The sequence below is a fragment of the Novosphingopyxis sp. genome (assembly GCF_965218915.1).
Lineage (GTDB): Bacteria > Pseudomonadota > Alphaproteobacteria > Sphingomonadales > Sphingomonadaceae > Novosphingopyxis.
Window position 1 is genome coordinate 2,732,655 of record NZ_OZ244708.1, and the last position, 17,565, is coordinate 2,750,219.

16 protein-coding genes and 1 tRNA gene are annotated in these 17,565 nt (G+C 62.4%); 13 read left to right on the forward strand and 4 right to left on the reverse strand.

All coding sequences use genetic code 11. From position 1 onward, the window contains the following. Window positions 1-8: 8 nt before the first annotated feature. Complete coding sequence (gene aat, locus ACOQPC_RS12915) at window positions 9-788, reverse strand: leucyl/phenylalanyl-tRNA--protein transferase (protein WP_420606129.1); 780 nt, start codon at window positions 786-788, stop codon at window positions 9-11. 99 nt (window positions 789-887) lie between these two features. Here aat and ACOQPC_RS12920 point away from each other — a divergent pair. The 6 genes from ACOQPC_RS12920 to ACOQPC_RS12945 all read left to right on the forward strand — a co-directional run bounded on the left by ACOQPC_RS12920 (window position 888) and on the right by ACOQPC_RS12945 (window position 5,600). After that, window positions 888-963 (forward strand) — tRNA-Trp (locus ACOQPC_RS12920). 545 nt (window positions 964-1,508) lie between these two features. Beyond that, entirely contained in the window at window positions 1,509-1,706 is a 198-nt protein-coding gene (gene secE / locus ACOQPC_RS12925; RefSeq protein WP_420606130.1) for a preprotein translocase subunit SecE, read from the forward strand. 22 nt (window positions 1,707-1,728) lie between these two features. After that, entirely contained in the window at window positions 1,729-2,262 is a 534-nt protein-coding gene (gene nusG / locus ACOQPC_RS12930) for a transcription termination/antitermination protein NusG (protein WP_420606131.1), read from the forward strand. A gap of 243 nt (window positions 2,263-2,505) precedes the next feature. Continuing rightward, complete coding sequence (gene rplK / locus ACOQPC_RS12935; RefSeq protein ID WP_420606132.1) at window positions 2,506-2,937, forward strand: 50S ribosomal protein L11; 432 nt, start codon at window positions 2,506-2,508, stop codon at window positions 2,935-2,937. A 4-nt stretch (window positions 2,938-2,941) separates the two neighbouring features. Further along, window positions 2,942-3,640, forward strand: a complete 699-nt coding sequence (rplA, locus tag ACOQPC_RS12940; protein WP_420606133.1) for a 50S ribosomal protein L1 — start codon at window positions 2,942-2,944, stop codon at window positions 3,638-3,640. A gap of 505 nt (window positions 3,641-4,145) precedes the next feature. After that, window positions 4,146-5,600 (forward strand): PQQ-binding-like beta-propeller repeat protein, encoded by a 1,455-nt coding sequence (locus tag ACOQPC_RS12945; RefSeq protein ID WP_420606134.1) that lies wholly within the window; start codon window positions 4,146-4,148, stop codon window positions 5,598-5,600. A 48-nt stretch (window positions 5,601-5,648) separates the two neighbouring features. On the opposite strand, the gene ACOQPC_RS12950 is transcribed toward ACOQPC_RS12945, so the two are convergent. Beyond that, complete coding sequence (locus tag ACOQPC_RS12950) at window positions 5,649-6,470, reverse strand: SDR family oxidoreductase (RefSeq protein WP_420608144.1); 822 nt, start codon at window positions 6,468-6,470, stop codon at window positions 5,649-5,651. Window positions 6,471-7,177: 707 nt separating this feature from the next. Between ACOQPC_RS12950 and rplJ the strand changes: the two genes are divergently transcribed. Together rplJ and rplL are read left to right on the forward strand one after the other, a co-directional pair. Further along, entirely contained in the window at window positions 7,178-7,693 is a 516-nt protein-coding gene (rplJ, locus tag ACOQPC_RS12955) for a 50S ribosomal protein L10 (RefSeq protein WP_420606135.1), read from the forward strand. A 97-nt stretch (window positions 7,694-7,790) separates the two neighbouring features. Continuing rightward, on the forward strand, window positions 7,791-8,168 hold the full coding sequence (gene rplL / locus ACOQPC_RS12960; RefSeq protein WP_420606136.1) for a 50S ribosomal protein L7/L12: 378 nt from the start codon (window positions 7,791-7,793) through the stop codon (window positions 8,166-8,168). A 122-nt stretch (window positions 8,169-8,290) separates the two neighbouring features. Here the strand turns inward: rplL and ACOQPC_RS12965 are convergent, their stop codons facing one another. Beyond that, the gene (locus ACOQPC_RS12965; RefSeq protein WP_420606137.1) at window positions 8,291-8,413 is read right to left on the reverse strand and encodes a hypothetical protein; all 123 of its coding nucleotides are present in this window, start codon (window positions 8,411-8,413) and stop codon (window positions 8,291-8,293) included. Window positions 8,414-8,544: 131 nt separating this feature from the next. Between ACOQPC_RS12965 and ACOQPC_RS12970 the strand changes: the two genes are divergently transcribed. The 4 genes from ACOQPC_RS12970 to ACOQPC_RS12985 all read left to right on the forward strand — a co-directional run bounded on the left by ACOQPC_RS12970 (window position 8,545) and on the right by ACOQPC_RS12985 (window position 12,373). Continuing rightward, window positions 8,545-9,120 (forward strand): adenine phosphoribosyltransferase, encoded by a 576-nt coding sequence (locus tag ACOQPC_RS12970; protein WP_420606138.1) that lies wholly within the window; start codon window positions 8,545-8,547, stop codon window positions 9,118-9,120. Between the two features lie 195 nt (window positions 9,121-9,315). Further along, window positions 9,316-10,149 (forward strand): N-formylglutamate amidohydrolase, encoded by an 834-nt coding sequence (locus tag ACOQPC_RS12975; RefSeq protein WP_420606139.1) that lies wholly within the window; start codon window positions 9,316-9,318, stop codon window positions 10,147-10,149. Beyond that, on the forward strand, window positions 10,146-11,330 hold the full coding sequence (locus ACOQPC_RS12980) for a tyrosine/phenylalanine carboxypeptidase domain-containing protein (protein WP_420606140.1): 1,185 nt from the start codon (window positions 10,146-10,148) through the stop codon (window positions 11,328-11,330). Before ACOQPC_RS12975 ends, ACOQPC_RS12980 begins: the two co-directional genes overlap by 4 nt. Beyond that, the gene (locus ACOQPC_RS12985; protein ID WP_420606141.1) at window positions 11,327-12,373 is read left to right on the forward strand and encodes a glutathione synthase; all 1,047 of its coding nucleotides are present in this window, start codon (window positions 11,327-11,329) and stop codon (window positions 12,371-12,373) included. The genes ACOQPC_RS12980 and ACOQPC_RS12985 overlap by 4 nt, the downstream gene beginning before the upstream one ends. 486 nt (window positions 12,374-12,859) lie before the next feature. Here ACOQPC_RS12985 and ACOQPC_RS12990 read toward each other — a convergent pair whose 3' ends face one another. After that, on the reverse strand, window positions 12,860-13,084 hold the full coding sequence (locus ACOQPC_RS12990; RefSeq protein WP_420606142.1) for a DUF3072 domain-containing protein: 225 nt from the start codon (window positions 13,082-13,084) through the stop codon (window positions 12,860-12,862). A 284-nt stretch (window positions 13,085-13,368) separates the two neighbouring features. Here ACOQPC_RS12990 and rpoB point away from each other — a divergent pair, with 284 nt between their 5' ends. Then, entirely contained in the window at window positions 13,369-17,556 is a 4,188-nt protein-coding gene (gene rpoB, locus ACOQPC_RS12995; RefSeq protein WP_420606143.1) for a DNA-directed RNA polymerase subunit beta, read from the forward strand. Window positions 17,557-17,565: the final 9 nt, after the last annotated feature.

The following is a 17,565-nucleotide window of genomic DNA, read 5'->3' on the forward strand; positions in this document are numbered from 1 at the left end:
AGCGGGCTTTATGACGTCTGGGTCAAGGACTGCAGGATGAGCTTCCCGGGCGAGGAAGAAACGCTCGACGGCGTCACCACCGAAACTCCGTCAGGAGCGAGCAACCGGTCGAACGAGGACCAGTCGCCGGTGACCGAGGAAGCACCGGATGATGCCGATGTTCCCGAGCCGGACGAGCCCGACGATACGATCTGATCGGCGATGCTGCGCGGATCCCCCGGCACCGCGCGCGCCAACAAGGACAAATAGGCCGCCTGGCTAATCTCGACCGCGCCCAGCGTCGCCAGATGATCGGTCATGAACTGGCAGTCGAGCAGCCGGAAGCCGCCCAGCCGCAGCCGCGCGACCAGCCAGGCCAGCGCGACCTTGGACGCATCGGTCCTCCGGCTGAACATGCTCTCGCCGAAAAAGGCGCCGCCCAGCGCCAGCCCGTACAGCCCGCCGACCAATTCGCCGTCCTGCCAGCATTCCACGCTGTGCGTCAGCCCGCGCGCGTGGAGAATGCGAAAGGCCTGCTCGATATCCTCGTTGATCCAGGTGTCGCGCCGGTCCGCCGCCGTCTCGGCGCAAGTAGCGATTACCCGGTCGAACGCGATGTCGGCGGTTACCGTGAACCGGTCCCGCCGGATCGTCTTGCGCAGCGATTTCGAGAGTTTCAGCCCATCCAGCGGCAGGATCGCCCGCCGCTCCGGCTCGATCCAGAAGGTTTCCGGATCGTCGCGCGCGTCGGACATGGGAAAGACGCCGTTCGCATAGGCCATGACGAGAAGGTCGAGGTCGAGCGGCATCGCGGGCGTTATAGCGAACGCCCATGATCGCGCCAGTCTTCCGCTTGCCCTTCGCGCCCGCCGCCGCTAAGGCCGCGCGTTCAGGCGATAGCCGACGATAGGAGTGTAGCTCAGCTGGTAGAGCGTCGGTCTCCAAAACCGAATGCCGTGGGTTCGAGTCCCTCCACTCCTGCCATCGCCCCCTGTAATTGCCTGGTGCAATTTCATTGATTTTTAGGATGGGTAGCCCTACAGAGTTAGGGCAAACGTCAATGCGATTTGCCATTGATTGAGCCCCTGCCGCTGCAACGGTCAGGGGCTCAATCATTTCTGACTCTCGTGAAAAAGCTGAAAAGCATCCGGGGACGGACTGCAACCCGCCCCCTTCAGGTGCTACTCTTTGCGTGAAGCTCCACGACCTTGAGAATCGAGGTCGCAAAGGCGATCAACACGCCGAGAAAATGCACATTTCTGCAAACGTCATGCGCTTTCTCCATTGACATGCGGCGCAATTGCCGCAGCAGCATTTCTATCAGCTGCGATACGAAGTTCTACCGCCGTCAGCGCCCTCCGGTCATAACCACCGCACCCCTTGCCTTCGCCGCGCTCCATCGCTAAAGCACTGGCTCTTCCGAAATACGGGCCTATATCGCTCCCGGACCCAGCGTCCCGGAGCGATCCCGCTTATCCGGAAGGCGATATTCTGGCCCATGATTCGGGCCGTGAGAGACGAGTGAGATCATGGCCAAGACCAATCCCGGAGAATTTTTCCGCCAGGTGCGCACCGAGGTGTCGAAGGTCGTCTGGCCGACGCGCCAGGAAACCGTGCAGACCGCGATCATGGTGCTGATCATGACCGCCATTCTCGCCGTCTTCTTCACCAGCGTCGACGCCATCTTCAACGGTATCGTCGGCTTCCTGCTGTCGCTCGCCGGCTAATACGAAAGATAGTAACACCGACATGCAACGCTGGTACATCATTCACGCCTATTCCGGTTTCGAGAACAAGGTGCGCGACGCGATCGTCGCCGAGGCCGAGCGGCTGGGCCTCTCGCAGCTGGTCGAAGCGGTCGAGGTGCCGACCGAGACCGTGACCGAGGTCCGCCGCGGCAAGAAGGTGCAGTCCGAACGCAAATTCTTCCCCGGTTATGTCCTCGCCAAGCTGGAAATGACCGACGACGTCTATCACGTCGTCAAGAACACTCCCAAGGTCACCGGCTTTCTGGGCGCGAGCAAGCCGCAACCGATCACCGAGGCCGAGGCCGCGCGCATCCTCAACACCAAGGAAGAAGCCGCCAACGCGCCGAAAAAGCGCGTCTCGGTCGATTACGAGATCGGCGATCAGGTCAAGGTGCTCGACGGCCCGTTCGCCAGCTTCAACGGCGCGGTGGAAGAGCTCGATTTCGAGAAGAACCGTGTCAAGGTGTCGGTCTCGATCTTCGGCCGCGCGACGCCGGTGGAGCTCGATTTCGAACAGGTCGAACTGGCGAAATGAGTTTCCCTCTCCCCTTCAGGGGAGAGGATACGAAGTCTTGCGAGCTTGCTCGCTAGACGAAGTTGGAGAGGGGACGTAACCCCCTCTCCGCTGCGACTAGGCGGCAAGCCGCCAAGTCTCGCTCCTCTCCCCTGAAGGGGAGAGGGCTTTCCGCGCGGGAGGCTTTCTTCGGACTGCCGCTGGACCGCTTAATTGATCGGGCAACGCCTTTCGCCGCGCCCGGTAGAATGAAAGGAGGCCGTCATGGCCAAGAAGATAACGGGTTTCATCAACCTGCAGGTGCCCGCGGGCGCCGCCAATCCCTCCCCGCCGATCGGCCCCGCGCTGGGCCAGCGCGGCGTCAACATCATGGAATTCTGCAAGGCGTTCAACGCCGCCACGCAGGAGCTCGAAAAGGGCATGCCGATCCCGACCAAGATCACGGTCTACGCGGATCGCAGCTTCACCTTCATCACCAAGACGCCGCCGGCCAGCTATCTGATCAAGCAGGCGGCGAACCTGAGAAAGGGCTCGGGCACCACGGGCAAGGGCTTCATCGGCAAGATCAAGAAGTCGCAGCTGGCGGAAATCGCCGAAGCGAAGATGAAGGATCTGAACGCGAACGACATCGAGGCCGCAACGAAGATCATCGCGGGCTCTGCCACGTCGATGGGCCTCGAAGTGGTGGAGGGCTGAGATCATGACCAAGCAGACCAAGAAGCAGAAGATGGTCGAGGGCAAGATCGACCGCGAGAAGCATTACGGCGTCGATGATGCGATCAAGCTGGTCAAGGAACTGGCCACCGCCAAGTTCGACGAATCGATCGAGGTCGCGATGAACCTGGGCGTCGATCCGCGTCACGCCGATCAGATGGTGCGCGGCATGGTGTCGCTCCCCGCCGGCACGGGCAAGGAGATGAAGGTCGCGGTGTTCGCGCGCGGCGACAAGGCCGACGCGGCCACCGCGGCGGGCGCCGACAAGGTGGGCGCCGAGGATCTGATGGAGGACATGCAGGCCGGCAATCTCGATTACGACCGCGTCATCGCGACGCCGGACATGATGGGCGTGGTCGGCCGCCTCGGCAAGGTGCTGGGTCCCAAGGGCCTGATGCCGAACCCGAAGCTGGGCACCGTCACCCCCGACGTCGAGGGCGCCGTCAAGGCGGCCAAGGCCGGCCAGGTGCAGTTCCGCGTCGAAAAGGCGGGCATCATCCACGGCTCACTGGGCAAGGCCAGCTTCCCCGAAACCGAGCTGCGCAAGAATTTCGACGCGTTCACCGACGCCATCGCCAAGGCCAAACCGGCCGGCGCCAAGGGCAAATACGTCCAGAAGGTCGCGCTGAGCTCGTCGATGGGTCCCGGCGTGAAGGTCGATCTGGCGGACGTGCCGGGGGCGTAACGCACACCCAAATCAACCGTCATCCCGGACTTGATCCGGGATCCAGAGTCCAGTGGCGCTTTGCTGACGCCCTGGATTCCGGGTCAAGCCCGGAATGACGCAATAGATACGGAAAGGCCGGGTGGCGACGCCCGGCCTTTTTCGTGCAATTAAGCGGAACCTGATCTTTTTCATTGCATGCCAACAATAGGCTGATAAAAAATAAGAGGGGGAGACAGTAGATTCCTGAAAATTTTAGATAAGCTTTGCTCGAGGGCGCCGAACGTCCTGTAGCGCGGCAAGCGTGCTGCGCGCGGTTTGGCGATCCCTCCTGCATGTCCGAGTTATGGGGGAAAAGATGCGTTCTAACGGTTTGGCTTATATATGTTCGGCATTTGCGATCGTTGCACTGTCAGGATGCGGAGGTAGCGACCAGGGGTCCTCTTCACCGGTAACGACCGCGCCGACACCGCCACCGCCACCGCTATCGACTTTGTCCGTAACGCTTTCAAACAAGTCGGCGAATGTGAATGTCGATGAAGGCAAGATCGCAACCTTTGGCTTCAACGCCGAGTATAGCGGCACGAGCACGCAGCCGATCGTTGCGGTTGTGGCGGTTGACGGTAAGCGTTACAGGCTGAACGGCACCCCGGCCGCTTCCGGGAAAAGCTATGCCGTCTCCCTGAAGACCATACCCTTTGCCGAAGGCGGCAAGACCGTCAGCACCGTCACATTCCGCCTCTGCACCACCAGCAGTTGCAACAGCGTTTATCCCGGTTCGACGTCGAGTTTCACCGTCAATCTGGACGTGCGACTGAAGGATTGGGCCACCTTCCAGCGCGATGCCGCGCACAGCGGGTATGTTGCGGTAAAGTATGACGCTGTCAATTTCGCAAGCGCCTGGACCATGCCCGTTTCCGCAAATGACCGTATAACCGGCATCGCGGCGACCCGTGGCAGCCTCTTCGTTAATCTCGCGCCGCCTTATGGTTCGCAGATCAACTTGCAAACGCGCGCGATCGACTCCGGCACCGGGGGGATAATATGGGATTATGACCTCGGTAACAAAAATTATTACAGTGCGCCCAGCTATTCAAATGGACGGGTAGTCAGCGCCGCCATGGACATTTCTTCCGGAAATATCCCAATCGACGTTATCGACGCCAAAACCGGCCGGTATTTGCGCTCGCTGTCCTATTCCAGCCAGTTTGCGAATTCCGGAACGCCGACACCGTTTGACGATGAACTCTATCTTCAGGCAGGTTATTACGGGAATGTGGTCTTCGGATACAACTCGGCCATGGGAACCCGCCGGTGGGTGACCGACACGACCCAGATCAACGGCGGCTATGTTCAGGAGGGCGAGAGCGTCGCAGCCGATGCCAGGTTCGTATATTTCTTCAGTTCCGGCTATCTCGTGGCATTGAACAGATCGAGCGGCGAGATTGCGCACAATATCCGCAATCCCTTCTTCGGCTCGGTCGGCTTGAGCTATTACGGCTCCTATTTCGGCGCTCCCATTCTTGATGGCACCGGGCGCGTGTTCACCTTTTCCGACAATCGCCCGCAGGACGTGAACCTGCCGCTCGTGGCATTTTCCATCAAAAGCGATTCGGTCCTTTGGCGCACCAAGCGGAGCTACGGGGGCGAGCCCGCACTGCGTGATGGAAAGCTTTATGCCATCCGTGCCGACAGTCGTATCATCGACATCATCGATACCGCCGATGGTTCGGTGGACGGTTCGATCAATCTTGGCTCGGGCGTCGATCCGTTGAACAGCAACCTGGTGTTGACCGAAAGTCATCTTTTTGTCGCCAATGATTCCAAGACCTACGCCATCGACATCCAGAATTCGGCCTTTCCAACCGTCTGGTCGGCAGATCAGGGGGGCTCGCTGGCGATCACGCCGGATAATGTGCTGGTCATTTCATCTCGGACGAGAGGTCTTTATGCCTACCGGCTCTCCGGCAGTAATTCGTAACCGGCAAAGCGGCGTCGGCTCACCGTCAAGGCCGACCGACGCCGATCCTCACCCCTGCACCACCATCCCGCCATTGGGGTGCAGCACCTGTCCGCTCATGTAGCTCGAATCGGCGCAGGCCAGGAACAGGAAGGCCGGCGCCACCTCGTTCGGCTGGCCGGGGCGGCCCATGGGGGTGTTCTCGCCGAAATCGTCCATCTCCTCGGGCGGCTGGCCGCCATAAGGGTTGAGCGGGGTCCAGATCGGGCCGGGGGCGACGGCGTTCACGCGGATGCCTTTTTCCACCAGGTTCTGGCTGAGCGAGCGGGTGAAGGCGGTGATCGCGCCCTTGGTGGCGCTGTAATCGAGCAGGATCGGCGCGCCCTTGTACATGGTGACGCTGGTGCAGTTCACGATCGCCGCCCCCTCCTCCAGATGTGGCAGCGCGGCCTGAGTCAGGAAGAACATCGAAAAGATGTTGGTCTGGAAGGTGCGGCGCAATTGCTCTTCCGTAATGCCTTCCAGATCGTGATCGGGATGCTGCTCGCCGGCATTGTTCACGAGGATATCGAGCCGCCCGAACGCCTCGACGGTCTCGTCGACCACCTCGCGCGCGAAATCGCTGTCCCCGAGATCGCCGCGCAGCGTGATCGCCTTGCGCCCCTCCCCTTCGACGATCGCCTTGGTCCGGGCGGCGTCCTCATCCTCCTCCTCGGCGAGATAGACGATGGCGACATCCGCGCCCTCGCGCGCGAACAGCGCCGCGACGGCCCGGCCGATACCGCTGTCGCCGCCGGTGACGATCGCCGCCTTGCCGCCCAGCCGGTCCGATCCGGCGAAGCGCGGGCGCCAGTCGGGCTGGTCGTCCATCTCGGCTTCGGACCCCGGCATGCGGGGCTGTTCCTCGATGGGATCGGTGAATTGGGAGGCGTCGGTCATGGGAGGGGCCCTTTGCGAGAGATGGGGGAAGAGGCAACGCGCGTCGGCGGGATCGGTTCGCGGAAAAATCACCCGATCCGTGCCGGATGTCCGCCAAGGCGCCGCTCCGCGAGCGCTTGAAATGTCGGAAGTTGTCTGATCGAGTCTCCCCCTCGCCAATATCGCGATTGTGGGAAATATTGTTGCGCGGTTTTGACATGGTTTCGCGCCGACCTTGTCAACTTTGAACCATTTGGTTACGTGGAACGCCAGAGCGGCACGGGGCTTGACTTCCCCACCCGCACCGCTATTGCCCCGCCTCGACCGACCGGTTCACCGGTCGCTCACCGTCCGAGACAGCCGGCGGGGGCCCGCCCCCTTAATATTCGCCAGCCTAGACGGGGATCAAAATTATGCACCGGGATCGGCCCCAATGCCTGTCCCCGCCCCGCTGTCGCTCCATTGCCGCAGCACGGGCCGTGAATTTTTCCCCACGGACAAACGAACGTCGTCCCGGACTTGATCCGGGATCCAGGGCGAGATGGCACTGCTGTTGGGCTCTGGCCCCCGGATCAAGTCCGGGGTGACGAAAGATGGAGATGGCGGATCACTTCGCCTTTTTCGCAATCGCGTGTGGAGCGGGCGGCCTGGCCTCCCGTTGCACAGACAAGGAGAAAAGCATGAACCGTGCTGAAAAGACCGATGCGGTGGAAGCGCTGAACAGTACTTTTACGCAAGCCGCGGTTGTCGTCGTCACACGCAATCTGGGGCTTTCGGTGGCGGCGTCCACCGATCTGCGCTCGCAGATGCGCGACGCCGGCGCCAGCTACAAGGTCGCCAAGAACCGCCTTGCCCGGATCGCGCTCGACGGGACGCCCTATGCCCAGCTCAGCGACATGCTGACTGGCCCGACGGCGCTCGCCACATCGCCGGATCCGGTCGCCGCCGCCAAGGTTGCGATCAATTTCGCCAAGACCAACGACAGGCTTGAAATTGTCGGCGGTGCGATGGGCGATACCCTGCTCGATGCGGACGGCATCAAAGCGCTGGCGTCGATGCCCTCGCTCGATGAACTGCGTGGGACGATCGTCGGCTTGATTCAGGCGCCCGCAACCAAGATCGCCCGCGTCGTCGCCGAACCGGCCGCGAAACTGGCCCGCGTCTTCAACGCCTATGGCGAAAAAGAAGCCGCATAAGACTGAACCATATCCATCAATCTCGTCATCCCGGACTCGGATCGAGCCCGGGATGGCGGATTAAACCAAACTAGACTAGAAAACGGAGCATAACATCATGGCAGACATCGAAAAGCTGGTCGAGCAGCTGAGCGAACTCACCGTCCTGGAAGCCGCCGAGCTTTCCAAGGCGCTCGAAGAGAAGTGGGGCGTTTCCGCCGCCGCAGCCGTTGCGGTTGCCGGCCCGGCCGCTGGTGGCGGTGAAACTGCGGCTGCCGAGGAGCAGACCGAATTCGACGTGATCCTCACCGGCGACGGCGGCAAGAAGATCCAGGTCATCAAGGAAGTCCGTGCGATCACGCAGATGGGTCTCACCGATGCCAAGGCGCTCGTCGAGGGCGCGCCCAAGGCGATCAAGGAAGGCGTGAACAAGGCCGAAGCCGAAGAGATCAAGACCAAGATCGAAGCGGCCGGCGGCACCGTCGAGCTGAAGTAATCGGCCATAACCACGGCCACGGCCGGAGTTCTGAAACGGGAAAGGGCGGCTCCGACGGGGCCGCCCTCACATCAGTGGATCATGTCAGCCAGTGCTGGCGATGCCATCACCGAAGCCATCGCTCAGGCGAGCGGCACCGGGATCGAGTAGACGGGCTTGTCGGTCTTGGCCGATTCGCTTTTCGCCGCACAACCCGCAACGGCCAGCGCCAAGACGGTCAATCCGATTAGGCCGATCTTCTTCATGAACTTCTCCCTAAGCGTGCAAGTATCAGCAAATCGCGCGCTTGGCAATCGGGCGCCAGTCACTGTGATCCGCCCTGTTCGGCCAGGCGCTTGACAGGAGGCCCCTCGGCTCCCTCTATCGCGGCTCTCCCATGACCGACCGGACCCGCCCCATCATGCCCGATCCCATGACCGACAACGCCGATCTCGCCGCGCTGGTGCGCACCATTCCGGACTATCCCAAGCCCGGCATCCGGTTTCGCGACATCTCGACGCTGCTGCTCGACGGCGAGGGGTTCCGCGCGACGATCGACCGGCTGGCCGGCACCGTGGAAGGCGAGCGCTTCGACCTGATCGCGGGGCTGGAGGCGCGCGGCTTCATCATCGCTTCGGCGCTTTCCTATGTGTTGCGCCTGGGCAAGGTGATGTTGCGCAAGCAGGGCAAGCTGCCGGGCAAGCGCGTGGGCGTGGATTACATGCTGGAATATGGCACCGACCGGATCGAGATGCACGAAGATGCGGTGGCGCCCGGCCAGCGCGTGCTGCTGGTCGACGACCTGATCGCCACCGGCGGCACCGCGCTCGCGGCGATCGAGTTGCTGCGCGGGCGCGGCGCGGTGGTGGACGTGGCGCTGTTCGTGATCGACCTGCCCGATCTGGGCGGATCGCAGCGGCTGCGCGAGGCGGGGGTTGAGCCGCGGCACCTGATCGCGTTCGCCGGTGACTAACCAAAATCCTCCCCGGAACGGGGAGGTGGCACGATGCCGTGAGGCATTGTGACGGAGGGGGCGAAACGGTTGCTTCAAAAGGCACCGTTTCGGCCCCTCCACCACCGACTTCGTCGGCGGTCCCCCTCCCCGCTCCGGGGAGGATTTGGCTGGCCTATTCTGAACCAATCGCCCCCCCGCCCATTGATGCACCATATGAACCGTTACTCTCCCGACATGATCACCGCCGACGGGGCCGACTGGCAAGTCCAGGACGGCGAGGGCCCCGTCATCGCCGCCGCCATCCACAGCGGGCACCGCATCCGCGACGAGTTGAAACCCTGGCTCGCCATTCCCGACAAAGGCCGGCTGCGCGAAGAAGACCCGCTCACCGACTATTTCCTCACCGTCGCCGACACCAGCGTGCGCGCCAATGTCTCGCGCTTCGAATGCGATCTCAACCGGCCGCGCGACATCTGCATCACGCGCGATCCGGCCAAGACCTGGGACCTGCGCATCTGGCAGGACGATCTGCCGCCCGAGCAGATGGACAAGAGCCGCGAGATTCACGACCGTTTCTACCGCGCGATGCGCCGCCTGTGCGACGACCGGATCGCGCAATATGGCCGCATCCTGCTGCTCGACATCCACAGCTATAATTTCAAACGCAACGGCCCCGATGGCGAGCCCGCGCCGGCCGACAAGAACCCCGATATCGATATCGGTGCCACGACGCTGAACAAGGAAGTCTACGGCGATCTCCTGAACGATTTCGCCGAGACGCTGCGCAGCGTGCCGGTGAACGGCGGTGCCCCCTCGGTCGGCATCAACGTGCGCTGGGAGGACGGCGGCAACTTTCCCGAATGGCTGCACGGCATCTATGGCGAAAAAGCCTGCATCATGACGCTGGAATACAAAAAAATCTTCATGGACGAATGGAGCGAGGAGGCGGACATCTTCGCGCTTCAGCATCTTCGCCAGGGGCTGCTGCTCGCGGTCGAGGGCGCGCGCAAGGCATTTGAAAAGATGGCCGGGAAACAGGATCGATGAGCGATATCGACATCGAACTCCACCCGCAGACGTTGCGGATCGACGAGAAGCTGGAACAGCTGGAGGACGAGATCGACTGGCTCAGCCGCCTGACGCCGACCAATATCAGCGCGATCTGGACGGGCTTTTGCGAAAGCGGTTTCAAGGAAGCGCCGGCATTCGAATATGATCCGCTGCCGGACAACCTCACCGAAATGCGGCGCGATCTGTTTGCACTCCATTTTCACGATTTCGACAGCCCGATGTTCGAGGCGCTGCTGATCGAGAAGCAGCGCGAGCTCGACCGTCAGATCGAACTGATCCGCTTCCGCGACCAGCCCGGCTTCGTGCTGGCGAGTCTGGATCTGTTCGGCAATGTCGCGGACAATCTTCTGTCTGCCGCGCGCACGATCCGCGACGAAGTGCCGATTGTCGACGCCGGGCCACGCGATGCCGATGCCGATGCGGTGATCGCCTGCGCCGAGGAAGAGATGCGGGCCTATCGCGAACGCAGTCCGGATTTCCGGCAGAAGGTCGTGAAAAACCCCAACCCCGGCACGCAGCTCGTCACCGTGCAGGGCGACTTGCACGTCGCCTGCGATTACGAGATCGAGCGCGGCCGGATCATCCCGCTGCTCTCGCACGAAATCGGCACCCACAGCGTCACGCGCCACAATGGCCGGATGCAGCCGCTGCGCGTGCTCGAATGCGGCCTCGCCGATTACGACCGGATGCAGGAGGGCCTCGCCGTCCTCGCCGAATATCTGTGCGGCTATCTCCCGCCCGCACGGCTGCGCGTGCTCGCGGCGCGGGTCGAGGCGGCGCACATGGCGGTCACCGAAGCCTCGATGGCCGAGATCTTCGCCGCGCTCTACGAGGACTACAAGCTCGACGAGCACAGCGCGTTCCACACCGCCCTGCGCGCCAAGCGCGGCGGCGGGCTGACCAAGGACGCGGTCTATCTGCGCGGGATCATGGAAGTGATGGCCTATCTCGCGAACGACGGCGATTTCGAAATATTGTTCGTCGGCAAGTTCGCTTTGAAGCAGCTCCACACATTGGAAAAGCTGATCGAGGAGGGGCTGCTGCTGAAGCCCGATCTGCTGCCGCGCTATCTCGACGATCTCGACGCGATGAAGCGGCTCGACCGGGTCCGCTCGCTCGATATCACCCGGCTTTACCAGGAAACCCCCGAATCATGAAAATCGCCTTTGCCGTCAACGACGTCGCCACCGAGCAAGACAATTACACCACCATCCGGCTGGCGCGCAAAGCCAGCGCGCTGGGCCATGAAGTGGCGCTGATCGGCCTCGGCGATTTCATCTACGATGCCGAAGAAACGATCTGCGCGATGGCCACGCTGGGCCAGCGGAAGAAGTTCAAGAACGACGCAAATTATCTCAAGCATCTGCACGACAGCGAGAACGCGCCGCAGCGCATCTGCGTGGAGGATTACGACATCCTCATGCTGCGCTCCGACCCTGCCCAGGAACTGGGCGAGCGCGACTGGGCGCCGCCCGCGGGCCTGCTGTTCGCGCAGATCGCCGCGACGCACGGCGTGATCGTGCTCAACGATCCGGAGCATCTCACCGATGCCGTCAACAAGACCTATTTCCAGAATTTTCCGAAGGAAGTGCGCGCCGCCACCTGCATCACGCGCGAAGCGGACGAGGTGAAGGCGTTCCTGAAGAAGCACAAGGGCAAGGGCGTGATCAAGCCGCTGCAGGGATCGGGCGGCCAAGGCGTCTTCATCATCGACAAGAGCAACAAGCGAAATCTCAACCAGATCATCGAAGCGGTGACGCGCGACGGCTATGCCATCATCCAGGAATATCTGCCCGCCGCGAAGGGCGGCGACATCCGCATGATCACGCTCAACGGGCGGCCGCTCAAGGTCGACGACACCTACGCCACCATGCACCGCTTCTCCCAGAGCGAGGACATGCGCTCGAACATCTCGGCCGGCGGCGGCGTGGAGATGGTGAAGCCCACCGAAGAGATGCTGCGTGTGGCCGAGATCGTCGGCCCCAAGCTCATCGACGACGGCATGTATCTGGCGGGTCTCGATATCGCCGGCGACAAGATGATGGAGGTCAATGTCGATACGCCAGGCGGCCTCAGCTATATCGAGGATCTGACCGAGGTCGATTTCTCCGGCGTGATCATCGACGATCTGGCGCGCAAGGTGCGGTTGCAGAAGCAATATGGCGGTCGGCTGACCAACCGGCAGCTGGCGGTGATCTGATATAGCGATGCCGTTACTGCGACCGCTAGCTTGGATCGCCCAAACCGCAGAACCGAGATCAAAAAACGACGTCGCTCCGGCGCAGGCCGGAGCCTATCCCGCCTATGGTTTAAGAGCGACGGACTGAATCCAGGCAAGGTAAACGCCAACCCTTAAATTAGGCGATCATGTGCTTTGCAAACCCAGTCGGATGGAAATTCAGAAACGGCATAGCTCCGCCTTTCTTTGTTCGTCATGCCGGCGAAAGGGCACCCAACAAAGTAGTACTTTGTTGGGACCCGGAAAGCTGGCATCTCAGGCGTCATGGCGATCCCGCCCGAGACCCCAGCTTTCGCTGGGGTGACGAGAAATGAAACGGGTTTGCAAGGTACATAATCGCCTTAAATTAGGATGGTTGTGCCAGTCGAAACATGGGATAGGCTCCGGCCTGCGCCGGAGCGACGCGGTTTTTTTGCGCAGTATATGTCTTAAAAGGGTCCGCCGCGCCTACTTCCCCAGCTTCGCCTTCAACTCGTCGATTCGCTGCGACGCCTCGGCCTTGGTCAAACCCTTTTCCGGCAGTTCGACCTTGGCCTCCTCGCACAGCGTGTTGAGATAGCTCGCCTGCGCACCGGTCATCGGTTCATCACCGGTGACCCAGTTTTCCGGGTCCTTTTCGGCATTGTCGGCGGGATGGTCTTCGAGCTTGGGATTGGCAATATGGTCGGCCATAGCTTGGGCTTTCGTTGCTGATTTGTTCCATTCAAACCCGGTATGAAGGATTTGGTTCCCGCCATCTTGACCAGCCGCTACCCCTGCCCTATATCCAACGCAACCGCCCGTTCGGGAAGGGTTCGCCGTCGCGCAGCGTTCCCAGGAATTGACCGGCCGGTTCTACCGATGCGTATGACAAGCTGCAGGCCTCCTCCAGGGGAGCAGGCCTCGCGGCCTTTCGCGTATTCGGTTCCCCGGCGCCAGCAAAACCAGTTCAGCGGCTCAACGAGGCACGATCACCCATGGCAACCAAGCTCCCCGACAGTTTCGTCGACGTCCCCACGCGCAAGAAGCGCATCCGGAAGATTTTCGGCGATATCCACGAAGTCATCCAGATGCCCAACCTCATCGAGGTGCAGCGCGAGAGCTACGAGCAGTTCCTGCGCTCGGACCCGTCGATCGATTATGTGTCGGGCCTGGAAAAGACGCTGCGCAGCGTCTTCCCGATCCGCGATTTCGCCGGCACGTCCGAGCTCGATTTCGTGCATTACGAGCTGGAGCCCCCCAAATTCGACGTCGAGGAATGCCGCCAGCGGGGCATTACCTATGCCGCGCCGATGAAGGTGACGCTGCGGCTCATCGTGTTCGAGGTCGATCCCGACACCGAAGCCCGCTCCGTGCTCGATATCAAGGAGCAGGACGTCTATATGGGCGACATGCCGCTGATGACCGGCAACGGCACCTTTTTCATCAACGGCACCGAGCGCGTCATCGTCAGCCAAATGCACCGCTCGCCCGGCGTCCTGTTCGATCACGACCGCGGCAAGACGCACAGCTCGGGCAAGTTCCTGTTCGCCGCGCGCGTGATCCCCTATCGCGGTTCGTGGCTCGATTTCGAGTTCGACGCCAAGGACATCGTCAACGTCCGGATCGATCGCAAGCGCAAGCTGCCGGTGACCACGCTGCTCTACGCGCTGGGCATGGACGACGAGCAGATCCTGGATCGTTTCTACGACCGGGTGACGTTCGAGCGCGCCGCCAAGAAGGATGGCGACGGCTGGAAAATCCCGTTCGTGGCCGACAACTGGCGCGGCCAGAAGCCGGCCTTCGACATCGTCGACGCCAAGTCGGGCGAAGTCGTCTTCGCCGCCGGCCAGAAGATCACGCCGCGCGCCGCCAAGAAGGCGCAGAGCGACGGCATGGAGACGCTGCTGATCCCGACCGAGGAAATCTTCGGCCGCTACAGCGCCTATGACCTGATCGACGAAAAGACCGGCGAGATCTATATCGAGGCCGGCGACGAGGTCACCGCCGAGAATCTCGAAAAGCTCGACAACGCGAAGATCAGGAAGCTCGAGCTGCTCGATATCGATCACGTCTCGACCGGCGCCTGGATGCGCAACACCCTAAAGGCGGACAAGGCCGAGGACCGCGACATGGGCCTCGACGCGATCTACCGCGTCATGCGCCCCGGCGAGCCGCCGACGCGGGAGACCGCCGACGCGCTGTTCGAAGGCCTGTTCTTCGACGGCGATCGCTACGATCTGTCGGCCGTGGGCCGCGTGAAGCTGAACATGCGCCTCGACCTCGACGCCGAGGACACGGTGACGACGCTCAGGACCGAGGACATCCTCGCCGTGGTCAAGGAACTGGTGAACCTCAAAGACGGCAAGGGCGAGATCGACGATATCGACAATCTCGGCAACCGCCGCGTGCGTTCGGTCGGCGAGCTACTGGAAAACCAGTACCGCGTCGGGCTGCTCCGCATGGAGCGCGCCGTGAAGGAGCGGATGAGCTCGGTCGACGTGTCGACGGTGATGCCGAACGATCTGATCAACGCCAAGCCCGCGGTCGCCGCCGTGCGCGAGTTCTTCGGCTCGTCGCAGCTCAGCCAGTTCATGGACCAGACCAACCCATTGAGCGAAGTCACCCACAAGCGCCGCGTGTCGGCGCTCGGGCCGGGCGGTTTGACCCGCGAGCGCGCCGGGTTCGAGGTGCGCGACGTGCATCCGACGCATTATGGCCGCATCTGCCCGATCGAGACTCCGGAAGGCCCGAACATCGGCCTGATCAACAGCCTCGCCTCGTTCAGCCGCGTCAACAAATATGGCTTCATCGAGACGCCGTACCGCAAGGTCGTCGACCACAAGGTCACCGACGATGTGGTCTACCTCTCCGCGATGGAGGAGCAGAAGCACACCGTCGCGCAGGCCAACGCCGATCTCAACGAGGACGGTTCGTTCGTCGAGGAAATCGTCTCCAGCCGCCAGGCCGGTGAGTTCCTGATGGCGCAGCGCGAGCAGATCACGCTGATGGACGTCAGCCCCAAGCAGCTCGTCTCGGTCGCCGCGTCGCTGATCCCGTTCCTGGAAAACGATGACGCCAACCGCGCGCTCATGGGATCGAACATGCAGCGGCAGGCCGTGCCGCTGGTGCGCGCCGAGGCGCCGCTGGTCGGCACCGGCATGGAAGGCACCGTGGCGCGCGATTCGGGCGCCGCGATCGGGGCCAAGCGTCCCGGCATCGTCGATCAGGTGGACGCCACCCGCATCGTCGTCCGCGTGACCGGCGAGGTCGAGCCCGGCCAGTCCGGCGTCGATATCTACCGGCTGCAGAAATTCCAGCGGTCGAACCAGAACACCTGCATCAATCAGCGTCCGCTGGTGAAGGCGGGCGAGCATGTGGCCACCGGCGATATCATCGCCGACGGTCCCTCGACCGAACTGGGCGAGCTGGCGCTGGGCAAGAACTCGCTCGTCGCGTTCATGCCCTGGAATGGCTACAACTACGAGGATTCCATCCTCATCTCCGAGCGGATCGTGAAAGACGATGTGTTCACCTCGATCCATATCGAGGAGTTCGAGGTGATGGCCCGCGATACGAAACTCGGCCCGGAAGACATTACCCGCGATATCCCGAACGTCGGCGAGGAGGCGCTGCGCAACCTCGACGAGGCGGGCATCGTCTATATCGGCGCCGAAGTGCATCCGGGCGACATCCTGGCGGGCAAGATCACGCCCAAGGGTGAATCGCCAATGACACCGGAGGAAAAGCTCCTGCGCGCCATCTTCGGTGAAAAGGCCTCCGACGTGCGGGATACCTCGCTGCGTCTGCCGCCCGGCGTGGCCGGCACGGTGGTCGAGGTCCGTGTGTTCAACCGCCACGGCATCGACAAGGACGAGCGCGCCTTGGCGATCGAGCGCGAGGAAATCGAACGCCTCGCCAAGGACCGCGAGGACGAGCGCGCCATTCTGAACCGTGCGACCTACAACCGGCTTCGCGAGATGCTGATCGGCCAGACCGCCACCGGCGTGCCCAAGGGCGTGAAGAAGGGCAGCGATCTGACCGAGGAGCTGCTCGAAGAGACCGAGCGCCACGAATGGTGGAAATTCGCGGTCAAGGACGACAAGGTCCAGTCCGATCTGGAAGCGGTGAAGGCGCAGTACGACCAGGCGGTCAAGCTGATCGTCGAGCATTTCGAGGATCGGCGCGAGAAGCTGGAGCGCGGCGACGAGCTGCAACCCGGCGTGCTCAAGATGGTCAAGGTGTTCGTCGCCGTTAAAAGAAAGCTCCAACCGGGCGACAAGATGGCCGGCCGTCACGGCAACAAGGGCGTCATCAGCCGCATCCTGCCGATCGAGGACATGCCGTTCCTGGAAGACGGGACGCATGCCGATATCGTGCTCAACCCGCTGGGCGTGCCGAGCCGCATGAACGTCGGGCAGATCTTCGAGACGCATCTGGGCTGGGCTGCGCGCGGCATGGGCCAGCAGATTTCCCATGCGCTGGAGGAATGGCGCCAGGCCAATCCGAATCCGGAGGCCGCCGCGCCGCCGGAAGCGGTGCGCGAGCGCCTGATGATCAGCTATGGTAAGGAGTATCACGACGAGATCAAGGAGCGCAGCGACGCCGAGATCGTCGATCTGGCCGAGCACACCACCTTCGGCGTGCCGATGGGCACCCCGGTGTTCGACGGCGCGCGCGAGGCGGACGTGTCCGAAATGCTGGAACGCGCCGGGCTCGACAGCTCGGGCCAGGTGACGCTGTACGATGGCCGCACGGGGGACCGGTTCCACCGCAAGGTCACCGTAGGTTACATCTATATGCTCAAGCTGCACCATCTCGTCGACGACAAGATCCATGCCCGCTCGATCGGCCCGTACAGCCTGGTCACCCAGCAGCCGCTGGGCGGCAAGGCCCAGTTCGGCGGACAGCGCTTCGGCGAGATGGAGGTCTGGGCGCTCCAGGCCTATGGCGCGGCGTACACCTTGCAGGAAATGCTGACGGTAAAATCGGACGACGTGATCGGCCGCACCAAGGTCTATGAGGCGATCGTCAAGGGCGACGACACGTTCGAGGCCGGCATTCCCGAAAGCTTCAACGTGCTGGTCAAGGAAATGCGCTCGCTCGGCCTCAACGTCGACCTGCGCTCCTACGACACGAACGAAGACGGCGAAGGCCCGGACGCGCTGCCGCAGGCGGCGGAGTAACCACTTCTC